Source organism: uncultured Dysgonomonas sp., from assembly GCF_900079725.1.
GTDB lineage: Bacteria > Bacteroidota > Bacteroidia > Bacteroidales > Dysgonomonadaceae > Dysgonomonas.
In genome coordinates, this window is sequence record NZ_LT599032.1 from 3712222 (window position 1) to 3735050 (window position 22829).

14 protein-coding genes are annotated in these 22829 nt (G+C 40.0%); 12 read left to right on the forward strand and 2 right to left on the reverse strand.

The features are described 5' to 3' along the window. Positions 1–16 precede the first annotated feature (16 nt). The 6 genes from QZL88_RS15515 (at position 17) to QZL88_RS15540 (ending at position 11854) form a co-directional block, all read left to right on the forward strand. Positions 17–1594, forward strand: coding sequence for a hypothetical protein (locus QZL88_RS15515; RefSeq protein ID WP_296942576.1), 1578 nt, complete (start codon positions 17–19; stop codon positions 1592–1594). A 274-nt stretch (positions 1595–1868) separates the two neighbouring features. Further along, positions 1869–3125 (forward strand): Gfo/Idh/MocA family oxidoreductase, encoded by a 1257-nt coding sequence (locus QZL88_RS15520; protein ID WP_296942578.1) that lies wholly within the window; start codon positions 1869–1871, stop codon positions 3123–3125. Between the two features lie 24 nt (positions 3126–3149). Continuing rightward, the gene (locus QZL88_RS15525) at positions 3150–5957 is read left to right on the forward strand and encodes a family 16 glycoside hydrolase (protein WP_296942581.1); all 2808 of its coding nucleotides are present in this window, start codon (positions 3150–3152) and stop codon (positions 5955–5957) included. 7 nt (positions 5958–5964) lie between these two features. After that, positions 5965–7257 (forward strand): SLC13 family permease, encoded by a 1293-nt coding sequence (locus tag QZL88_RS15530; RefSeq protein WP_296942583.1) that lies wholly within the window; start codon positions 5965–5967, stop codon positions 7255–7257. Between the two features lie 879 nt (positions 7258–8136). Beyond that, on the forward strand, positions 8137–9285 hold the full coding sequence (locus QZL88_RS15535; protein WP_296942585.1) for a glycerate kinase: 1149 nt from the start codon (positions 8137–8139) through the stop codon (positions 9283–9285). A 541-nt stretch (positions 9286–9826) separates the two neighbouring features. Further along, complete coding sequence (locus QZL88_RS15540; RefSeq protein ID WP_296942587.1) at positions 9827–11854, forward strand: glycoside hydrolase family 97 protein; 2028 nt, start codon at positions 9827–9829, stop codon at positions 11852–11854. 47 nt (positions 11855–11901) lie between these two features. On the opposite strand, the gene QZL88_RS15545 is transcribed toward QZL88_RS15540, so the two are convergent. Together QZL88_RS15545 and QZL88_RS15550 are read right to left on the reverse strand one after the other, a co-directional pair. Continuing rightward, positions 11902–13971 carry a UvrD-helicase domain-containing protein gene (locus QZL88_RS15545; RefSeq protein ID WP_296942589.1) on the reverse strand — a complete coding sequence of 690 codons (2070 nt, stop codon included), beginning with the start codon at positions 13969–13971 and terminating at the stop codon, positions 11902–11904. Between the two features lie 198 nt (positions 13972–14169). Next, positions 14170–14934, reverse strand: a complete 765-nt coding sequence (locus QZL88_RS15550) for a LuxR C-terminal-related transcriptional regulator (protein ID WP_296942591.1) — start codon at positions 14932–14934, stop codon at positions 14170–14172. A 708-nt stretch (positions 14935–15642) separates the two neighbouring features. Here QZL88_RS15550 and QZL88_RS15555 point away from each other — a divergent pair. From QZL88_RS15555 to QZL88_RS15580, 6 genes are all read left to right on the forward strand, one after another. Then, on the forward strand, positions 15643–16944 hold the full coding sequence (locus tag QZL88_RS15555; RefSeq protein ID WP_296942593.1) for a hypothetical protein: 1302 nt from the start codon (positions 15643–15645) through the stop codon (positions 16942–16944). 56 nt (positions 16945–17000) lie between these two features. Further along, positions 17001–18161: an imelysin family protein gene (locus tag QZL88_RS15560; protein WP_296942595.1), complete on the forward strand. Its 1161-nt coding sequence runs from the start codon at positions 17001–17003 to the stop codon at positions 18159–18161. A 130-nt stretch (positions 18162–18291) separates the two neighbouring features. Next, a complete protein-coding gene (locus QZL88_RS15565; RefSeq protein WP_296945095.1) occupies positions 18292–19680 on the forward strand; it encodes a di-heme oxidoredictase family protein in 1389 nt (462 codons plus the stop codon). A 25-nt stretch (positions 19681–19705) separates the two neighbouring features. Then, complete coding sequence (locus QZL88_RS15570; protein ID WP_296942597.1) at positions 19706–20926, forward strand: porin; 1221 nt, start codon at positions 19706–19708, stop codon at positions 20924–20926. An 11-nt stretch (positions 20927–20937) separates the two neighbouring features. Then, positions 20938–21663, forward strand: a complete 726-nt coding sequence (locus tag QZL88_RS15575; RefSeq protein ID WP_296942599.1) for a hypothetical protein — start codon at positions 20938–20940, stop codon at positions 21661–21663. A 12-nt stretch (positions 21664–21675) separates the two neighbouring features. Then, a complete protein-coding gene (locus tag QZL88_RS15580) occupies positions 21676–22821 on the forward strand; it encodes a Rid family hydrolase (RefSeq protein ID WP_296942601.1) in 1146 nt (381 codons plus the stop codon). Positions 22822–22829: the final 8 nt, after the last annotated feature.

Here is a 22829-nt window from a genome sequence, read left to right on the forward strand (position 1 = left end):
CTAAAAATGAATTAATATGAAAAGAAATCTATTATATATCAGATATAAGTTATTGTGTGTTTCGTTTATAGTAGCTGCCCTTTTTATGGCTTGCAGCGATGACGATAAAACGACCAATTATCTGGATGATAATGCTTATCCGCCTCCTACAGTAAGCCTGACAACTGAAACAGCGTATAGCGAAGTGGATATAAATACCAACAAAGTAGTAGAAGGTACTGTTACTGCCCCTAATGGATTACGGAATATTTATGGGACTCTTTTGCGTAAAACGGCAGACGGATATGAGGAGATAGATGCTAACAAAAGAGTGCATGTGAAGCTGGCTGAATTTCCTAACACTTATAGTTTCTCTATCGAAGTTCCTGTAAGTGCTGAAGATGCAGGTGGTATTGCGATTGTGGCTAATGATATTTATGTAAAACAAGTAATACAGAATATTCCTATTGAAAAGATAACAGGAATACCTCCGAAAATCACAACAGATCCGGCCGAGATCGAATCTGTAGAGTTAAATGGTACTGTTTCGTTGGAGGGGGTAGTATCTTCCATTGAGGGGCTTAAATCCTTGAGCTACGGTTTGGTTCAGAAATCACCGTATCTTGAACTTCAGGATGTAAAGAATATTGCTGTATCGAACGATAAAGAAAAATCATTCCAATTCTCTATTACAGTAGACGATGAAAGGGCTGACGCGGTTATGATTAAAGCTATCGATATCAGGAATGTGGAGAAAGTACACTTCGTGAATATTAAAGGGATAACAGGAATACCTCCGGGCAGAGCTTATATATTTGATAATGTGGAGATGGCTCCGGAATGGGAATGCTACTCTGGAGCAAACCCTCTTCCTGGTGCATCTCAACCGTATCTATTCTCAATAGAGGGAATAAACGTGGGAGGTTCAGTAAAAAATATCTTGTCTCTTTCTGATGTCATATCTGTTTCTTCAGGAAGTGTGGATTTTGCTTTTGTGAATATTTGGAGAAATACTAATATTACTGATGGTGGATTTCTTAATCGGGTAGGCAATAGAGGCTTTGCATATGTATCTGCTGATCGTCTTGACGGAGGTCCGGTAGGACGTCAATTAGATAAAGATTGGTTTACTACTGTAAATAGAAATAGAACTCAGTTCAAGATCATAACAACAGATCTCGTCACATCGATGAATTTGGATGATTTTTTTGAAACAACTACTGGGAACTGGGAGGCATATGAATTATTAAACCTACTTGCTGGTTATGTTCCGGTTTACAGTACTACTACAGATTTACGTTCTCTTCCACAGAGAACGAATTCTGGTACATCTGCCAGCCCTGCTGTTTTACAAATAACGAATGGAACTTATATTGCTTTTCGAACGGCAGAAAATAAATTCGGAGTTATGAAAGTAGTACAAGCAGGTGATGATTCGGATGTTTTATCTTCAAATAATAAGATAGAAGATGTAACGACGGGTCTGGGTGCAGGTATAGCCAATAAATCTCCGGAAGCATTCTACTCTGCTGCGGGACTGGCCGGATTCGATTATTCAGGGGTAACAAAACTCTATGGAAGAAAGTGTAAACTGAAAATTATCGTTCAACGGTAACGGAAATAATCTTATCTTTGAGGAAGTACAGATATAGAATCTGTACTTCCCTCTTTTCTCAATGATCGTTCCTATCTGATTATAGATAATATACTCAGATGTAGCAGGCTTTATATATTTTGTAGATATATGTATTAAATAGAGTTCAAAAAAGGAAGAGTCTACAGTCTACAAATTATTTAATGCAAGCAGTATTGAGAAACGGCTTATATTATAAATCTTGAAATCCTGGACCATGAAACACTAAAACCATGAAATATAATTAGCAGATATTATGAAAACTAACCGACGAAATTTTTTAAAAACTTTAGGGGCATTCACTGCTCTGACAATCATTCCCCGGCAAGTGCTGGGAAATGGCTATATAGCCCCCAGCGACCAACTGACTAAGGGCATAATTGGTACAGGAAATATGGGACGCGGGCATCTTAAATATGCTGGTACACGTTTAGTCGCAGTTTGCGATGTAGATAAGAAACACCTGGAATTAGGTAAAAACCTTGTCACAGACAAAATAGCGGCATATCATGATTTCAGGGATCTCATTATGGATAAAAATGTCGATATTGTCCATATAGCGACACCTCCGCACTGGCATGGTATCATGTCGGTAGAAGCTGCCAAAGCTGGAAAAGATATTTGGTGCGAAAAACCCATGACCCGTACTATAGGAGAGGGTAAAAGGGTGATGGAAGCTGTAAAACAATATGGAAACATGTTCCGGCTGAATACATGGTTTCGTTTCAAGGATAATTTTTATGGATTGGGAACCCCAGTCCAGCCATTAAAGAAGTTGGTACAGAGTGGTATGTTAGGCTGGCCGTTGAAAGTAACGATAAGTAAACATACAGGATTCGACTGGAAATTCTTTTGGGTAGGAAAGGAGTATCTCGAACCGCAACCTGTTCCTGAAGAACTGGATTATGACATGTGGCTCGGGCCCGCGCCGTACAAACCATATAACTCTCACCGTGTTCATAGTACATTCCGTGGTTATTGGGATTATGATGGCGGAGGATTAGGTGATATGGGACAGCATTACATAGACCCCGTTCAGTATTTTTTGGGTAAAGACCATACAAGCCCTGTGAAAGTGGAAGTAGATGCACCTCAGCAGCACCCCGATGCCATTGGAGTCTGGCGCTCTATAACTTATACCTACGATGATGGTTGCCAGATAGTATTGTGGGGAGGCGATTATGGAAACCCTGATACTCCTTATATATCAGGCCCTAAGGGAAATGTATACAAGAATTTCGTATGTGATATCCCTGATTGGGAGAAAAAACTGGCTGACTACCCTGAACCGGAAGCTCAGGTCACAGACTTTATAGAAAGTGTGAAAACCCGTAAAATATTTGCCCTCAACGAGCAAAACGGATTCAGGTCTGCAACTATTGTGAATATGGGACTTGTGGCATTAAGGTTAAACCGCACATTGCATTTCGATCCGGTGAAACTTGAGTTTATCAATGATGAAGCGGCAAACCGTCTGGTGGATCAGCCAATGCGCTCTCCGTGGAATATATAATGGTTTAATCTTAAAGTGATTTTTATGAAAAAGATATATTTATTATGTTTAGCTTATATATATTGTCTCATGGCTGTTTGCCAGACTCCGGTGGGGAGAACGGTTGAGACTATCGTTGCTGATGTTCTGGCACAGATGCCCGCTCAGAATGCGGAACAATACAATCTGCTGTTAAATGATCTGGCTTCGACAAAAGAAGAAGGTGTTTTTCAACTGATAAAAATGATAAACCCTCCCGGTAAAGGAAGCAATGCTCAGGTGGAATATGCCCTGAACGGGCTTTCCTACTATGTTTCTGCTGAGGGACAGGATGCAAATCGTATAACTGTTTCTAATGCTTATATAAAAGCATTGGATATGACTGATAATAAGGATGTCAAAGCCTTTATTATTCGTCAGCTCCAAATCGTAGGAAAAGATGAAGCTATAGAGAAGCTGTCGTCGTTTATTAGTGATGAATCTTTAAGTGGCCCGGCCTGCCGTGCATTGGTTTCGATCAAATCCGACGATGCGGCCAAGGCTCTGCTGAACGCTCTTACTACGGTGGCTAATCAAAAGACGAAAAAAGATATTATCGAAGCTATCGCTGAAATGCAAATAGCAGACGCGGAAGGAAAATTGCTTGCTATATTGAGCAATGATAAGGACGATGATATACGGAAAGCCACAATGTATGCTTTAAGCCGTTGCGGATCAAAGGCTTCTTTAAAAGATTTGTCCTTAGCTGCGGAGAAGGCGGGTTATGCGGTAGATAAATCAGGGGCGACAGAGGCTTACATCGCTCTGCTGAAAAGATTACTTGATAAGGGTGACACAAAAGATGTGACCAAGGCGGCGAATGATTTAATGAAAAAAGCTGAAAAAGCAGGTCAGAGACATACACGTGAAGCCGCTTTGCAAATACTGATGAGTGCCAATCCCGGCGATGCGTTAAAATTATTACAGGCTGCACTGAAAGAGGATGATAGGAATTATAGGTTTGCTGCTCTGAATTTTGCATCGGAATTTGCTTCCGGAAATATGTATAAAGAACTATTAAAGACGATGCAAAAAGCACAGCCGGCAGTAAAAACAGATATTACCAACTGGATTTTACAGGAGTGCGCAGATGAAAAGAAGAAAGCATTAATAGGTTCCTTCGCTACAGATATATTCATTGAGCAGTTAGGAAACAATGATATGGTACTGAAAAATGCGACGATAGATGTTTTGGTCAGAATCGGAGGGCATAAACCTATACTGGCTTTAGCGGATTTGCTGGCATCTGATGATAAAGAAGTTGTGTCGATGGCTAAAAATGGCCTGTTATCTACGAATGGAAATATCTCTGCTGCTATTGTTCCCGTAATGGATAAGGCGACCAATGACGGGAAAGTTGCCGCCTTGGAATTACTGGCAGCCCGAAAAGCATCGAAATATGGTGATATAGTATTCGGCTTATTGACATCGGATTCACAAGATGTAAAAGCGGCAGCCTATGCAGCGCTGAAAGATGTCAGTACCTCCGGTAACTTATCCGGTCTGTATGGATTGCTAGAGAAATCCGATGCATCTTTCGTTTCCCCGGTTCAGCAAGCTATAATAAATTCATTATCGGAATATCCTGCAGATAAGCAGGTGACTTTGGTTATTAACCAGATGGATAAAACTTCTTTAGATAAAAAATATCTGTATTATCCAGTCTTAGCCGCTACCGGAGATAAACAGGCTTTAAAAATAATATCCGAAGGCTTCAAAAATTCTACTGGCGAAGCTCAGGAAGTTGCTTTCCGTTCGTTGCTCGACTGGAAAGGTATTGAGGCTGCGAAAGACTTGTTGGCTATCTGTAAAGATTCCGGCTTGTCCGCTTATTTCGACCGTTCCTTGTCAGGATATATAGGGCTTGTCTCTAACCCTCAGATCAAGGCGGAAGAACGGTTTGGATATCTTAACAATGCCTTGTCGCTGGCCAGAACCACTGTGCAAAAGAAATCTATATTAACCCAGCTTGGTAAGACCAACGTATATCCCGCAATGCTGGCGGCAGGAAAATATCTAGATGACACGTCTGTGCAACAGGAAGCTGCCCAGGCTGTAATGACTATAGCTCTGGCCAATAAAGATTTTGCAGGGAAAAACGTAGAAGATTTATTAAATAAGGTCATCCTTGTTCTTAATAATCCGGATGCTGAATACCAGAAACAGGCTATTCGCGATCATCTGAGTAGTTTAGTTCCACCTAAACCTTTCCTACTACCGGATGAAGAAAAAAAGGAGGGGTATCTTATACTCTTTGACGGTACTACTATGGACCAGTGGACAGGTAATGTAACTGACTATATTTTGGAGAATGGTTGTATATCGCTGCATCCGAGCAGCGCTCACGGAGGAAATCTATATACGAAAGAAGAATTTTCCAACTTTATTTTCCGTTTCGAATTTCAGTTGACCCCTGGTGCCAATAATGGTTTGGGTATTCGTACCCCGATGGAAGGTGATGCCGCTTATGTGGGTATGGAACTACAAATTCTCGACAATGAAGCTCCTGTGTACAGCAATCTTGCCGTGTATCAGTACCATGGTTCGGTCTATGGTATTATTCCGGCCAAAAGAGGGTATCTGAAGCCTGTCGGAGAATGGAATTATCAGGAAGTTATCGCTAATGGCGACAACATAAAGATAACTCTTAACGGAACTGTTATCCTTGACGGAAATATAAGAGAAGCTACTAAAAACGGGATACCTGATAAGAAAAACCATCCGGGACTATTCAACAAAAAGGGGCATATAGGTTTTCTGGGACATGGTTCGCCTGTTAAGTTTAAAAACATAAGGATTAAGAATCTGAAATAAACTATATATGGAAGCAGCAACCATCGACTGGTATGGAGCCTTGATCGGTCTGGCGATAGCGATCATCCTGATTTTAAAAAAGCTGAATCCTGTTTATTCTTTATTTCTGGGTGCGATAATAGGATCCCTGATCGGCGGAGCGGATTTCCTGCAAACGACTACCATTATTATTAATGGAACGCAAAGCATTATCGGTATTGTAGTCAGGGTATTGGCAGCCGGGGTGCTGGCCGGGGTCATGATGGACTCAGGTGCTGCGGAAACCATCGCGCAGACTATCGTAAGGAAACTCGGAGGCAGTAAAGCCATTCTTGCCCTTGCCTTGGCGACTATGATAATCACGGCTGTAGGAGTATTTATCCCGGTAGCAGTGCTTATTGTTGCCCCGATTGGTTTGTCAGTAGCTAAAACAATGGGGTTTTCCAAGATAGCCCTTCTTTTAGCTCTTTCGGGCGGAGGGAAGGCTGGTAATGTAATATCTCCCAACCCGAATTCTATTGCTGTTGCCAATGGCTTTGGGGTAGAGTTGAGTGATGTCATGCTCTATGGCTTTATCCCTGCGGTTTTCGGATTGCTTGTGACTGTTTTTGTGGCTACAATGATTAAGAATAAAGGATCGGAGATAAAGGACAGTGATATAAAAATACCTGCCGATACCTCGGATTATCCCCCTTTTCGCAAAGCGATTGTAGCACCGGCTGTTGCGATATTACTGTTAATGATTAATCCTATTGGTTCTATCTTTGGGATACCTGCATTGCAAAGCCTGAAACTAGATGCGATGTATGTACTCCCTATAGCCGGGATAATAGGGTTAATGGCAATGGGAAAGGCAAAGAAAATACTCGATTATACAGCAAGTGGTATGAACCGTATGACGGCAACTGTGCTTATACTGATAGGTGCGGGAGCGATAGCCGGATTGATATCCGCATCGGATCTATCTGTAAGGATTGTGGCTCTTATCAATGAATCCGGAATTTCCGGAACGTTTCTTGCCCCTATTGCAGGTGTATTGATGGCGGCAGCAACCGCTTCAACATCCACAGGGGTGATATTAGCTTCGGGTTCTTTTGGTAAAGCTATTCTTGATATAGGGACGGCACCTATTGCAGCGGCGGTGATGGTGCACACAGGGGCAACGGTGATAGATCAGCTTCCTCAGGGGAATTATTTTCATGTAACGGCAGGTTCGATGTATATGTCGATTAAGGAGCGTATGAAAGTTGTTCCGTATGAAGCCATTATAGGTGGGGTTATGACAATTGTTTCTACAATTCTGTATGGGTTTATATTTTGAGGAATGAATAATGTTTATTGTTATATAGAATAGTTCAATTTCATTAGTCATTTTCTCGCAATGGCATAATTCAAATAAATTTGATTCTGCCTTCATTGCTTAACGAAAATGTTCTAATCTTCTCGACATAATTCTACTTTTAATTTATATTGGGAATTTTAGCTCAATCCTGCCGCGCCCTCCCGGGCTTATCCTCACTTTTGGCATTGCCCAAAAGTAAGCAAAAAGCTAGCGCTTCGTTCCTCGGCGACCCAAAACCGTTTTGCCGACTGAATCAAACACACGGGCTATCGCCCCGTTTGATTCTACGCCGTCTGCAACGGATTGGGTACCCCGCCTGCGGAACTAATGCGCGTCTGCTGACGCACGAATAAGGCGAAGCCCTTTGAGAAATTAAATATGCGTCAGCCTGGCGCCGTATGCTTCATGGACGGGTACCCGTCAGAAGAGAAAGGCTAAAAAACGAAAACGTGTTTGAGCTTATCCAAGTATACGGATTATACAAACCTTGGAGCGAGTTTTTTCGTTTAGTCGTCTCTGCTGTTAACGGGTCGGCCATTGAAGCGGGTGCTAAAGCATTTTTGGTTCCTTTTGGGGCTTTGGCCAAAAGGAACACAAGGAATTTTAATTCCGCGTAGAAAAAATGCATAGAATAATTGAACATTTTCGTTAAGCAATGAAGGCAGAATCAAATTTATTTGAATTATGCCATTGTGAGAAAATGACTAATGAAATTGAACGTTTTAAGTAGCGAGAGCAGAAGCAAAATTTATTTTGATTATGCCGAGTCACGAAAAATGACTAATGAAATTGAATATTTAATACCCCAATACAATCGCATACTTTATATAATTTAGTTTAAACAAATATTTATCATATATGAAAAATACCGTTTTTGTTCTCGCTCCCGATTCATTTAAAGGCTCGATGACTGCGAAGCAGGTTTGTGATGCCATGGAACGCGGAATAAAGAAAGTTTTACCCTATGCGGAATGTATAAAAGTACCCATGGCCGATGGGGGAGAAGGTACAATGCAGTCGCTGGTAGATGCTACAAACGGAACTATCTATGAACTGGATGTTACAGGCCCTTTGGGTAAACAAGTGAAAGCACGGTATGGAATTATGGGTAATGGCAAAACTGCTGCCATTGAGATGGCTTCTGCCAGCGGAATTCACTTTGTAGATGAGGATACGAAAAATCCACTCATTACCACGACTTATGGTACGGGGCAATTAGTCAAAGCGTGTCTCGACAGGGGTGTTCATAAAATTATTCTTGGAATAGGAGGGAGTGCTACCAATGATGGAGGAGCAGGCTTTGCTCAGGCACTCGGAGCGAAATTTCTGGATAAGGAAGGACGGGAACTTCCCCCGGGAGGGGCTGCACTAGCCAGATTGGACAGGATAGATATTTCTTCACTCGACCCGAGGTTGAAAGATGTGGATATTGAAGTTGCCTGTGATGTTACAAATCCGCTTTGCGGCAAGACCGGAGCGTCTTTTGTTTTTGGCCCGCAAAAAGGCGCAACTGCTGAAATGGTAACGATTCTGGATAATGCACTTGGACATTATGCAGGAATTGTATTCAAAGACTTGAAAAAAGATGTGAAAGATGTACCCGGTGCCGGAGCCGCAGGTGGTTTGGGAGCCGGATTATTGGCCTTTACCAATGCCCGTTTGGAAAAAGGGGTTGACATCATCATTAATTATACAAACCTGAAAGAAATCGTGCAAAAAGCGGATATAGTATTTACGGGTGAAGGTGGTATCGATTTTCAGACACAATACGGGAAAACACCTTTTGGGGTGGCACGGACTGCAAAAGCGGCAGATAAAACAGTGATAGCTATTGCCGGGTATATTGGAGAGGGAATCGAACAGTTGTACAGTATGGGGTTTGATGCTATTTTGGGGATTGTGCCCGGTGCAATGACTATCGGGGAAGCAATGAGGAAAGGTGCAGAAAATGTGGAGAGAACGGTTGAGAATATAGTAAGGTTATTAAATAGCCGCAGCAAGATATAGACAACCCGGAAGCAATTATAAAATATTTATATATATGATTTTTATACTTTGAATTTTGTAATAAATAATGAATTTAATTATCTGTATGTAAATGATTTGATGTGATATGTGAAAGATAAAAAGTTACTGTTGTAAAATGAGTAGAAACTGTAACCTTTGTTACTTTTTAACAAGTCGTAAGTTTTAAGTTATATAAGATACGAGTAGACAAGACACGAGATACAAGTTGATAACTGATGACTAATATATCTGTCACCTTTGTTACCTTTTTATGATATGTGCTTGAAAAATAAACGATTAATTAAAAGAGGAAATGTAGAGTTGAAAAAGTATGAAATGTATTATTAAGTAATCTAAAATATTTACTGTCGTATGTCATCCTGACCACAGGGAAGGATCTCGATTCTAAAGACACGAGATGCTTCGTTCCTCAGCATGGCAAATTACGACAACTAATTCTTCCAATTACTTAATTGCGATTAATTATTTAATTCAGCTTGTTTTCCAAATAATTATTTATAAATAAGAATATAATAAACCAATGAGAAATAATAAATATTTAATTCTATTGATAAGCTTAGTTCTTTGTCAGGTGAATATCCTGGCGCAGAAGCAATTTACGCTGAAATCACCTGATAGCAAGATTGAAGTTAATATATCTATAGGTAAAACCATAGGGTATTCAGTGTTTCATCAAGGAGATATGATGCTCGACAAATCTACTGCCACCATGACTCTAGGCGACGGATTTAATTATGGCGTCAATGCTAAATTGGAAAAATCATCGACACGGACAATAAATCAAACTATCGACGCCTTTATTTATAAAAAAAATAAGATCGAAGATCATTACAATGAACTTTCCTTAAAATTCAAGGGAGACTACAGTGTCATATTCAGGGCATATAATGATGGTATTGCTTATCGTTTTGTGTCTACGTCGAAGAAACCTTTTGTAGTTGTAAACGAACAAGCCGATTTCAATTTCCCTGGCGATACCAAAGCCTTTATTCCTTATGTGAGGGATAATCAGTCGAAGAGAGCCAAAACCGGCTATCAGAACACAACTTTTGAAATGCAGTTTTATAATTCGTTTGAAAATATATATGAACATAGTTTCTTATCTGAATGGACAAAAGGGCGTTTGGCTTTTTCACCATTGGTTGTTGAAGGTGCTAACGGAAAAAAGGTATGTTTGGCAGAGGCCGATTTAATGAATTATCCGGGTATGTACCTGTATAATATGACAGGAGGTAATACTCTCTCCGGCGTATTTGCCCCTTATCCGGATGAAATTAAGCAAGGTGGCCATAATATGTTACAGGGCGAAGTGCATTCCGTAAAACCTTATATTGCAAAATTTGACGGGGCTACAGAATTTCCGTGGCGTGCAGTAATCATCTCATCGGAAGATTATGAGCTGACCAATAACGATATGGTATATAAACTTGCGAGTCCTGCCCATGGAGATTATTCGTGGGTGAAGCCGGGAAAAGTAGCGTGGGACTGGTGGAATAGCTGGAATCTGCATGGTGTGGACTTTAAGACAGGAGTAAATAACGAAACTTACAAGTATTATATTGATTTCGCTTCAAAATCCGGGATTGAATATGTTATTCTGGATGAAGGATGGGCGGTGAACCTGCAGGCTGATCTAATGCAGGTTGTTCCGGAAATAAACCTGAAAGAACTGATAGATTATGCCGGCAAGAAAAATGTAGGGCTTATTTTATGGGCAGGATATTGGGCGCTCAATCGTGATATGGAGGGTATCTGTAAGCATTATTCCGAAATGGGAATAAAAGGATTCAAGGTGGATTTTATGGATAGAGACGATCAGCTGATGGTGGACTTTCATCACAGAGGAGCTCAGATTGCAGCGAAGTACAAAATGCTGATGGACTATCATGGTACATATAAACCGACGGGATTGCAACGCACTTACCCCAATGTTATCAATTTCGAGGGTGTGTTCGGACTGGAGCAGATGAAATGGGATGCAGATACAGATCAGGTAACTTATGATGTTACAATGCCGTTTATCCGTCAGGTTGCCGGCCCGGTAGACTATACTCAGGGAGCAATGCGTAACGCGACTAAGAGTAATTACAAGTCTGTGTATAGTGAAGCCATGAGTCAGGGTACGCGCTGCCGCCAACTTGCACAATATATCATATTCGAATCCCCTCTGAATATGCTTTGCGATAACCCATCCAATTATATGCAGGAGAAAGAATGCACAGAATATATCGCCTCAGTGCCAACTATTTGGGATAACACAATTTCATTGAACGGGGAAATAGGAAAATATATAAGTATTGCCCGTAAAAAAGGAGATGTATGGTATGTCGGCTCCATGACTAACTGGGATGCACGAAGCCTTGAACTGGATTTGTCTTTTCTGGGTGAAGGCAAGTTTAAAGGTGAAGTATTTAAGGATGGGGTAAATGCCGATAAAGCTGCCCGCGATTATAAGAAAGAGGTTATTGACATTCCCGTAGATCGTAAATTGCCTGTTTCGATGGCTCCGGGTGGGGGATATGTTATAAAGATATATCCTGTACTTTGATGACATCTGCATATGATAATCTAAAGGGGTTGAATTCATAAAGTTGTTTAATTGTGTAGGACATTACTAGGGAAGATACCATGGCAATAAGTCAATGTCAGTTTATGCATTGCTCTGGTAACAGCGATATAGAGCATACCCAGGCCGATTTCTGATTGATAATTTTCATTGTCGGCCTGAGGTATAATAACTTCATCAAATTCCAGTCCTTTTGCCATATGTGCCGAAGTGATGATGATGCCTTGTATAAAGGCTGAACTCTGATTTGAGAGGAAATATATATCGTTGCTATATACTTTGAGCTTTTCAGACATCTCTTTCGCCTGTAATTCTGTCTTACAGATTATACCAAGCGATTTGTATGCTGAATCTTTAAAAGTAGAAATCAAATCAGAGATATAGTGTATTTCTTCCTCTTGGTTCTCGAACTTTAGGATTTTTGGTTGTTCTCCGTGTCTTGCAGCCGTTTCCAATTCGTTATTGGTTCGTATGTTCTGTGCCAGATTGGTGATTTCACAGGTTGAACGGTAACTTTTACAAAGTTTCATTATTTCTCCAGCTGTCAGTACTTCCCTGATCATGTTTGCTGAAGATGAACCGTAAGGATTTACCGACTGGCCAGCATCTCCTAATATTGTTTTGCGGCAAGGGTAAAGCTTCTGTAAAATACGATATTGTATAGGTGAATAGTCCTGCATTTCATCTACCAGGAGATGTTTAACCCGGGATTGTGTATTGCATCCATTCAGAGCATTGCGAAGATATGCTAAAGGCGCAAGGTCGGAGTATTCCAATGTCCTGTTTTTACGCATTTTAAACATATCAGGGTTTCCTGTCCATTGAAAGAAGTCTTTGTAAAGTTGGATGTCGTTATTGCCGGCGAACATTTTACTTATCTCTTTTTTGAGTATATTTCGTTCTGCTGTGGTAATAGTAATCCGATATCGGACTTCCGATATTTCGACAATATAACTGGTCATTGCCCCGAACCTTCGGCGCATTGGATATCGACTGAATCTTCGGAATTGTTTATCTATAAAATCAGCAGGGATCGTAATCTGCTTTGTCAGTTTTACATCTGTAGCTTTAAAGTAAGAGTTCTCTATATGAAGGATAAAGCGGTCAAGCTGAGAGATAAAACCTAAAGTTGCTTTGTATCGTATTCGTTCGATATAACCGGGGACAGGCTCACAGAGTAATTCATTCACCTGTTCAAAAAAGGTTTGGTATTTATATTTGTTATCTAATACCTCCGATAATATCTGCTCCATACTGGTTTCAGGAACACTATCCTCTCCCAGCTCGGGAAGTACATTTGATATATAATCGGCAAAGACTTTGTTGGGAGAAATAATCAGTATGTCTTTTGATAAGATGTTCCCTTTCGTCGTGTATAGAAGATAAGCGATACGATGCAAGGCTATGGATGTTTTTCCTGATCCTGCTACCCCTTGTATTATAAGTGTTTGTGCTTCTTCATTGCGAATAATCCGATTTTGTTCCCGTTGAATCATTGCCACAATATTTCTCATCTTATCATCTGTGCCGGAGCGGAGTTCTCTCTGAAGAATATCATCATGGATGGTGAGGGAACTTTCAATCATAAACTCCATTCTTCCCTTCCGGATACGATATTGACGTTTGAGTGATATATCGCCCTCTATTTGTCCTGTCGGAGAATGGTAAACAGCTTCCCCTAATTCATAGTCGTAGAACATATTTGAAATAGGAGCCCGCCAGTCATATATAAGGTTTATTTCATTGATAGTATCATAAAATGTATGTATGCCGATATAGATAGGAGTTGGATTTTCACTCTCTCCTTTCTCTCTGAAATCTATTCTGCCAAAATAAGGAATATCTATTATTTTACCCAGACGCTTCCGTTTGTCAATAACACTCTCTCCAATAGCAAAATGATTTAGAATACTTTCTCTCATAGAACGGATTTCGTGAGGGTCGATATCCTTATTCGACCATAAATAATCCTTATACTCCTGCAATGTATCTACATGCTCCTTAACGGATGTATCTGTCTGGCTAATCATACGCTTTATTAAGGTTATAACCTTATTTAAATACTCCTGTTCCTGCTTTTCTGTTTTATTAAATACCATATTGTAACAATCTTTGGGGCGATAGTATAAGAAATTTCGGTGCTAAAAGGATTACAAAATTAGTATATTGTTTGCCTGTAATAAATAGCTATTTATAGCTATTAAGCCTGTAAATAATATAGTATGAACAAAGAAATTTACTATACAATCGCACCTCGCATGGCAGATATGAAATGGTTGAGTTCGTCTTGAATAAAGTTAACAGATAAGACCAAAATTCTTAGCGCAGTTAAGTGCCTCTATAGCATTATTAGCTCCCAGCTTCAACAGAATTTTTTTACGATGATTATTAATTGTGTAGATGCTAATTTTCAGCTTATCAGCTATCTCTTTACTTAGAAAACCTTTGCTGATTAATAGCAGGATTTCTTTTTCCCGACTAGTTAATTGTTTATCTGCAGATATAAAAGATGAAGTGATTATTTCTCCTGTTTTTCTATTTATAACTGTTCGTTTTACTTTATCGACAGGTATTTGATTCGGAGATATATCCATAACTCCCATAATAATCCATGCCTTGCCACACCTATCTTTCTGAATGACCTGCTGGCGGCTGATTACATTTATATATTCCTGTTTTGTATTTCGAATGCGAATCTGAAACATTTGCTGATAATCATTTCTGCATTCGGATGGAAGAGAATATATGAACTGTCCGTGTTCGATCTGAAAGTCTAACAACTGAGCTCTGTCATCAGGGTGGATTCGCTCTTCCAGTAAATCACCTTGCTTCCTGATCGATCTTATCTGCCCCGGATTATAGCCAAAGAGAAGAGCGAAATTTTCAGAAGCAAAGTCATATCTTTTCTTAAATACATCAACTGTAAAAATACAACTCGGGCTCATTAGCGAAAATTCCTGTATTGATTCTCTTTTCTTATTCCAAAAATCATAGTCTACATCAAGATTATTCATTTGCTGCCTTGACCATAATTCTTCGGGAGTAATTTTGTTGGAAATCATAATGTAAAGATAAATATTTTCATGTTATTGATAATTGTAATAAAAGACAACTCCGCTACTTTTCTTGAAATGATGTATCTGATTTATATATAGTATGTTATTTATTAAAAGGTAACAAAGGTAACAGATATATCAGTCATCAGTTAACAACTTGTATCTCGTGTCTTGTCTACTCGTATCTTATATAACTTAAAACTTACGACTTGTTAAAAGTAACAAAGGTAACACCTTTTGTAAGTTATCTTCGTTGTTACCTTTTCATCCGATAACACACTTGTCATCTGTATCGTATAGATAAAATTATGAAAGAAAAATAGCAGATTTCAACTGCTGATTAATATAATTCAGAGTATCATATTTTAAAAATATAAAGCAGGAAATTGTCATTGTTTTCTCTTCTCTTAAATATAAATTCTGTAGCTCACTATTTAGAGTTTGAATTCAAGGTACTCAAGAATGAGTTTATTATTTTAAAAAAAAGCCATTGTTGACTATTTTCTTTAATGACTCCTTTTGTTTATATTATATTGTTGTAAATCAACTATGTGTGTGTCATTTTGTCGTTTATTTGTTGATTTTAGTGACTAAATCGTAATTTATTGATACCTACATCTAGGTATGATTTCACTTAAATATAATAAAAAATAGTGATTGTTAGATAAAATTAACAACTATACATTTGTCGTCTATTAGAAATAGATAAAATTTATGAAAACCCAGATTACGTTATTAATGCTACTGTCAATCCTCTTCTGTAATAGCATTTTAGCCCAGCAAGAGGTTGTCCCGGAAAAAAGTGATACAGTTACTGCAGATACTCCTCCCGAATGGAATTACAATAAATATCGTTTTGGTGGATACGGAGAAATTCTTTTTCAGCAAATGGATTATGGTCCCGACAGATATAAAGATCCAGCAGGAGCACCAAGCGACAAACGCTCTTATATATCAATACCCAGAGCCGTATTTTCGTTCGAATATAAATTCAGGCCTGATATTATATTTTCCACAGAACTCGAAATAGAATATGGAGGTACAGGCTCTGCGATGGAACTTGAATATGAAGAAGGGGGTGAATATGAGACCGAGATAGAAAAAGGGGGTGAAATAGAACTGGAACAGTTCCATATAACCAAGCGATTTAGTAACGCCTTTAATATCAGGGTCGGACATATGATAGTTCCTGTCGGTATGACGAATGCGCATCATGAACCCATATTCTTTTTCGGTACAACCAGACCAGAGGGTGAATCCACTATCTTACCTTGTACATGGCATGAAACGGGAATATCAGTACTCGGTTATTTTTCCGGATTCAGATATGAACTAATGCTCGTTAACGGGCTTGACCCCAATGGATTCTCATCTGCCAATTGGATACAAGGCGGACGTCAAAGCATATTTGAGACTTCTACAATGACAAATCCTGCAGTTGCCGGAAGGGTAGAATATAAAGGAATCAAAAATTTGAGATTAAGCGCATCGGGATATTATGGAAACACAGCAAAGAATGCAAGCAAACCTCAAAAGATGACCGGAATAAAAGCTCCTGTCAGTATCATTTCGGCAGACGCCCAATACCTGTCCAAGAATCTGGCAGTTAGAGGTAATCTTGTTTATGGAAATCTCGGCGCATCGAAGAGAGTATCTCAAATAAATAAAAGTGTATCGAAGAATACAGGTTTCTCCCGCACACCTGTGGCAAAAAATGCTGTTACATATTCCATTGAGGCCGGATATAATATACTCTCCTTCTTCAAAACAAAAGAAAGGTTGATGCCTTTCGTAAGATATGAGTACTACAATAGTGCAGAGAATGTAGAAGAAGGTATGGCCGAAATGCCTATAAACAAGAGAAATGTATTCACATTTGGTGTAAACTATAACCTGTTACCTAATATGGTACTGAAAGCTGATTATTCGAACAGAAGGCTTGACGGGGGCAACTATAATGATGAGAATACATTCGGATTGGCTTTGGTGTATACCGGGTGGTTCTTCAAAAAATAAGAATATAAATTAATCCGAATCCTTTTAATATCAATTTTACATAATAACCAAAAATAATGAAAAAATTAAGCGTTTATTTTTTACTGTTGTTCTCTGCTTTATATTTCTTTTCTTCATGCGGTGAAGACAGTCCTGAAGGTGAATTTACAGATGATGGGTATGGATATGATTTTACCCAGGTGCTAAAGGTATATACAGATGATGTTATACTTCCTACGTATGCAGATATGAAAAATAAGGCATGGACTCTTTACGATGCGGTACAAACATTCAGTACCAGCACAGGAAGAACACAAGCAAATCTGAATGCAGTCTGTGCAGCCTGGCGTGCTACACGTATTCCTTGGGAGCAAAGTGAAAGTTGTTTATATGGGCCTGCCGATAAGTTGGGGCTTGATCCTTCTCTGGACTCGTGGCCTCTGAAAAAAGGAGATATAGATAAAATAATCAATTCAGGAAGTATTACAATCGATAAAATTATGGACCCGGGTGTTCATGGTTTTCACACAATCGAGTATCTGATATTCTCGGATGGAAATCCTAAAACGCTTTCTTCTACACCTCTTTCTGAATCAGAAATTCAATATTTAGTAATAGCAACCGAATATCTGAGAAATGACTGCATCATGTTGTGGGCTGCATGGAATGGAACTCAGAGTATCAGTGCAAAGGATCAGGCTGTAATCAATACATTTGAAGAAGATCCTACACAATACAATTTTGCGTATAATTTCAAGAATGCGATAACAAGCAGTGGTGTTGATCTTGCTACAATGGATGATGCCATTGATAATATAATTGAAGGATGTGCCGGAATCGCAGATGAAGTTGCTGCCCAGAAAATAGGAGCTCCGAGAGATTTGGCTCTGGATGGAAAAACCGACGAAGCGGTTCTCGAAGTGGAGTCATGGTATAGCTGGAACTCAATCGATGACTATGCAAACAATATCATTAGTATTCGCAACTCGTATTTCGGAGGATTGAATAAAACAACATCCAACAGAAGCCAACACAGCATGTCTGTTTTTGTAGAGTCTAAGAATGCAGCTTTAGATGCAGAAATTACTGCGGCAATCGATAAAGCATATAAAGCGATTAATGAAGGGATGCAACGTCCTTTCCGCAACAATCTGACCGGAATAAAAGTGGATGCGGCAATAGATGCTTGTACAGACTTACAATTGAGTTTCGAGAAAATTAAACAGTTGAAAGATTAAGAAATCTCTTTTCTCTATACTAAGTAATCAACTGATAGGAGAATTAAGAAAATAATAAGTTCTTAGATTCTGACAGATTTATGAAAAACTATTTATGTTAAGATATAAATTCTTAAAAGTTAGTGTCGTGATGTGTCTTTGCATCACGGCATTTACTGCTTGTAGCGACAACGACGATGATATCATTTACAAGCCCAATGGAAAAGTTGCGCATCCGGACGAATTATCGGCCGGAACATCTACCGTATTTATGTCCGGGATCAGGGCATATGATACTCCTGCGCCGTGGGTGAAGGGTGATATGTTGACTCGATTCAATCTGGGAGATCAACTTTATGATGATCCCCGGACAACAGATCAGTTCGATCCGAACAAAGGAGGTCTTGGTCCTCTCTATGCAGGTTATTCGTGCGGAAGTTGCCATAAGAATGCAGGGCGGACTTATCCCACTCTTTTTTCGGAAGGAGGTTCCGGTAAATATGGCTTCTCTTCTATGCTTGCTTATATTACACGAAAGAATGGAGCCTTTTTTCGTCAATATGGACGAGTCTTGCATGATCAATCTATTGTAGGGGTTGAGCCGGAGGGTAAGCTTAAGGTCACTTATGAAGAAAAAGAATATTCTTTCCCTGATGGGGAGAAGTACTCTCTCATCACTCCTCATTATTCTATATCGGAATGGTATGCCGATGAAATAAAACCTGAAGATCTGATTATTGATGTACGTATCCCTCTCCGGCATGTTGGTATGGGGCAGATAATGGCACTCGATCCCGATGAATTGAGAAGGTTGGCTGCACAAAGCAACTATCCCGAATACGGAATTTCGGGACGGCTTGCCGTCATACAGGAACGTAACAAAACTATGATAGGAGTGGGCGGGAATAAAGCACATCATGCAGACCTGACTGTAGAATTAGGTTTCTCGTCCGACCTGGGAGTTACAAACGACCGCTACCCGCTCGAAGTGAGCGAAGGACAGTCTCAGAACGTTGGTTACTCTCATTACGGTATCCAGATATCAACGCATGATATGGAGAATGTCGATCTGTATCTGAGCACATTGGGTGTCCCCGCACGACGGAATGTTACGCATGAACTGGTGAAAAAAGGCGAAGAGAACTTCTATAAAGCCAAATGTCATCTGTGTCATACCCCTACTTTACACACCCGGCAGGATGCGCCCGTTTTACTGAACGGGACACGCCTTCCGTGGCTGTGCAACCAAACGATACATCCATACAGCGATTTCCTTTTGCACGATATGGGACGTGAACTGGACAGCGGTTATAAAGCGGGAGCCGCCTATACCTATGAGTGGCGTACAACTCCGTTGTGGGGTATTGGTTTGCAAGAAACAGTAAACGGACATACGCATTTCTTACACGACGGGCGTGCCCGCAACCTTCTAGAGGCTATCATGTGGCACGGAGGCGAGGGCAGTGTGTCGCGGGAGTTGTTCAGTCGCATGTCGAAAGAAGACAGGGACGCTTTGCAGATATTCCTCAATTCACTTTAAACTAAATAGAAAAGAATACATTGATATGAAATTCAGATTTTTATTATTCGCAGGATTACTTCTATCCGTAAATTTATTAGCACAGGAGAGTGATAATAATGATAAATATATCGAAAGCGATGTTATCCCTCTTGCAGGAAAGAAAGGATTCAGCTTCGAAAGTAAGGCCGGGGACTTTGTTTTTAAACCCTTCGCTCTTGTACAGGCATCGGCCAAAATGAATTACTACGATGATGAGCAGATAGGCGCAGACGATCAGGACAATGTTGCCAATAGCGGCTTTGAGATAGGAAACGCATTGATCGGCTTTGCCGGAAAGGCTTTCGGAAAAGTAACGTTCAATCTTACATTGAATGCGGCCCAGTCGGGAGATGCCTTGCTTCAGCAGGCATGGGCAGACCTCAACCTGAAAGACGAATTGCGCTTCCGTGTGGGGAAATTTAAAACTCCTTTCAATCAGGCTTATCTTGTGACATTGGGGGAAACGCTTTTCCCATCGTTACCTGTTTCGCTCACTGCTCCGGTAAATATTCCATATTCTATAAATTCAGTCAATCCTAATTTTGCGACCGGATTCGATCTTGGTGTACAGGTACATGGCTTGATCAAGAATAAATGGGAATACAGAGTCGGCATTTTTAATGGAACAGGTATAACAGTGAATAGCGCGAAGAAGACTATCAGCGATGATCTGCACATTCCATCACTGTTATACTCGGGGCGTATTGCTTATATGCCTAAAGGTGTGATGCCTACTCATCAGGGAAGCCCCGATGATTTGAATAATAATAAATTTTTAGTTGCGCTTTCCACTTCTTACAATGTGGAAGCCAACTGGCAGGCAAGCAATGATTTTCGTGCAGGCCTGGAGTTTTCCTATTTATATAACCGATGGTATATTTCGGCAGAAGCCTATTATTTAAATATGGATTTTGTAGAAAGACAGCAGGTTTCTCATTCTTACGATTTTGTCGGCGGCTATATTCAGGGAGGGTATTTTATCAATCCAAAAATGCAATTGGCGGCGCGATATGATTTCTTCGACCGTAACTCATCTAAGACCGATGGTATCCTGAATGCTCCGGCAGTAGGGTTCAATTATTATATTGTCGGTTATAACCTGAAATTACAGGCTATGTATCAGTATCTGGGAAAATGGGGGCATGAAAACCAACTGGAGAGGGATAATGATGATTTAGGCCTAGCTCAACATTTTGCACAGGTAATGTTCCAATTTTCTTTCTGATAAATAAAATCATGGGAAAGAATAATTTGATAAAATTTTGGATATTGTTTGTCGTCTCATTGCCTGTCATTACTTCAGGTTGCGATAGCGGGGATATATATCCTAAAGATAAAACTTCGGGTGGAACGGATGTAGATGTTTCTGTCAGTTTCCAATTTACACACATCGATGCTTTTCCTGAAAGCTATAAGATAGTGTTCGGATCTTTCAACGATGATCTGGCGTATCCGATATCATCGAAAGTAATATCTAAACCCTCGGATAATGGAGTGGTTACGGTCTCGTTGGCTAATATTCCGGAGAATACAACATATCTGGCATTATACCTCGTACAAGAGCATAGTAACTATAAGATTTATCCTTTTTATACCTATCCGATAGTCAGTATGCCAAAGGAAGATTTTGAGATTCCACTTCAAAATATCGATTTGGCAATGTTTGGGCGGGTGCAAAAACAAGTGTTTTCTCAGTGCCTCCAGTGTCATGGGGGAAGCGGATTTGCCGCAGCAGGCCTGCATTTAACCGAAGGGAAGAGCCATGAAGACTTGGTAGGCATAACCGCATTGCACAATACGGATAAAAAGCGGGTTAGCCCGGGGAATATTCAGAATAGTTATCTGATGGATATATTGAAAGGCGAAGCCTTGCCCAATCAGCATTCGAGCCTGTCGTCACTCAAAGATGATGATATTGTGCTGGTCGAGCAGTGGATAAAAGGCGGGGCTAAAAGTGAATAATTATAAACAGAAATGAAATATATAAATATAGAATGGGACGACTTGTCCGTCAATATAAATTTAAGTTGCTTCTTACCCGAAGGCGGGGTGGCAGAATATCATGCCATTATTGAGCTAAATAATAAATATAACAATGCTGAAATTCAGTACAGAGATATAGAAGCTGCTTTGGAACGTTTGCAGCAGTCGGATATATTACGTGGCTCCGCATTGGTATTAAAGCGGTACTTTGTGAGTGATGCAGTCAATCAATCCCAATTTTTGAAGCGGAAGAACGAGGACGCTGCCGTTTCTGTTGTACAACAGCCTCCTCTGAATGGAACAAAAGTATCTGTGTGGGCATATTTTGTCGCTGATAGTAGAATATATACAGATGGTTATGGTACAACAATTTTGTCGCGCCCTCATTTTAAGCATATTTATAATACCCAATTGCAAAAATCATTGAAGGATGAGTATGCCGAGACGGAATGCATTTTCAATACATATCTAGAATCATTGTATCTGCATGGTTGCACGTTGAAGGATAATTGTATCCGCACCTGGATATATGTGCAGGGGGTAGATGTTCATTACTCAGAGATGGTAAAGGCCCGTATTGCCTGCTTCAACAGGGAAGGCCTGAATAAAGAGACTCACTATATTGCAAGCACGGGTATAGAAGGGCGATATACTGACGCTCAGACATTGGTATTGATGGATGCTTATGCTATTAAAGGTATTTCTCAGGAACAAGTCAAATATCTCCATGCCTCTACTCACCTGAATCCTACCCACGAATACGGGGTAACTTTTGAGCGGGGAACAACAGTGGATTATGGCGATCGCAGGCATATTTTCATATCAGGCACAGCCAGTATAGATAATAATGGGGAAATTGTACATCTTACCAACATTGAAAAACAGATAGAGCGGACAATAGAGAATATAGAAGTTCTGCTCGCTGAGGCGGATGCGGTAATAAATGATATTTCGAAAATGATTGTATATCTGCGCGATACGGCAGACTATCAGATAGTTTCCGATTATCTTGATAAATATTATAAAGAATTGCCTAAAGTAATCGTATGGGCTCCTGTCTGCCGTCCGGGATGGCTGATAGAAATAGAATGTATTGCAATCAAAGAAATAGAAGCGAATCAGTTTGAGAAATTCTGATCTTGACA

What these genes read in the sequence shown, in the direction of transcription:
- QZL88_RS15515 (WP_296942576.1), top strand. Translation starts at nt 17, where the DNA reads ATGAAAAGAAATCTATTATATATCAGATATAAGTTATTGTGTGTTTCG.
- QZL88_RS15520 (WP_296942578.1), top strand. Translation starts at nt 1,869, where the DNA reads ATGAAAACTAACCGACGAAATTTTTTAAAAACTTTAGGGGCATTCACT.
- QZL88_RS15525 (WP_296942581.1), top strand. Translation starts at nt 3,150, where the DNA reads ATGAAAAAGATATATTTATTATGTTTAGCTTATATATATTGTCTCATG.
- QZL88_RS15530 (WP_296942583.1), top strand. Translation starts at nt 5,965, where the DNA reads ATGGAAGCAGCAACCATCGACTGGTATGGAGCCTTGATCGGTCTGGCG.
- QZL88_RS15535 (WP_296942585.1), top strand. Translation starts at nt 8,137, where the DNA reads ATGAAAAATACCGTTTTTGTTCTCGCTCCCGATTCATTTAAAGGCTCG.
- QZL88_RS15540 (WP_296942587.1), top strand. Translation starts at nt 9,827, where the DNA reads ATGAGAAATAATAAATATTTAATTCTATTGATAAGCTTAGTTCTTTGT.
- QZL88_RS15545 (WP_296942589.1), bottom strand. Translation starts at nt 13,971, where the DNA reads ATGGTATTTAATAAAACAGAAAAGCAGGAACAGGAGTATTTAAATAAG.
- QZL88_RS15550 (WP_296942591.1), bottom strand. Translation starts at nt 14,934, where the DNA reads ATGATTTCCAACAAAATTACTCCCGAAGAATTATGGTCAAGGCAGCAA.
- QZL88_RS15555 (WP_296942593.1), top strand. Translation starts at nt 15,643, where the DNA reads ATGAAAACCCAGATTACGTTATTAATGCTACTGTCAATCCTCTTCTGT.
- QZL88_RS15560 (WP_296942595.1), top strand. Translation starts at nt 17,001, where the DNA reads ATGAAAAAATTAAGCGTTTATTTTTTACTGTTGTTCTCTGCTTTATAT.
- QZL88_RS15565 (WP_296945095.1), top strand. Translation starts at nt 18,292, where the DNA reads ATGTGTCTTTGCATCACGGCATTTACTGCTTGTAGCGACAACGACGAT.
- QZL88_RS15570 (WP_296942597.1), top strand. Translation starts at nt 19,706, where the DNA reads ATGAAATTCAGATTTTTATTATTCGCAGGATTACTTCTATCCGTAAAT.
- QZL88_RS15575 (WP_296942599.1), top strand. Translation starts at nt 20,938, where the DNA reads ATGGGAAAGAATAATTTGATAAAATTTTGGATATTGTTTGTCGTCTCA.
- QZL88_RS15580 (WP_296942601.1), top strand. Translation starts at nt 21,676, where the DNA reads ATGAAATATATAAATATAGAATGGGACGACTTGTCCGTCAATATAAAT.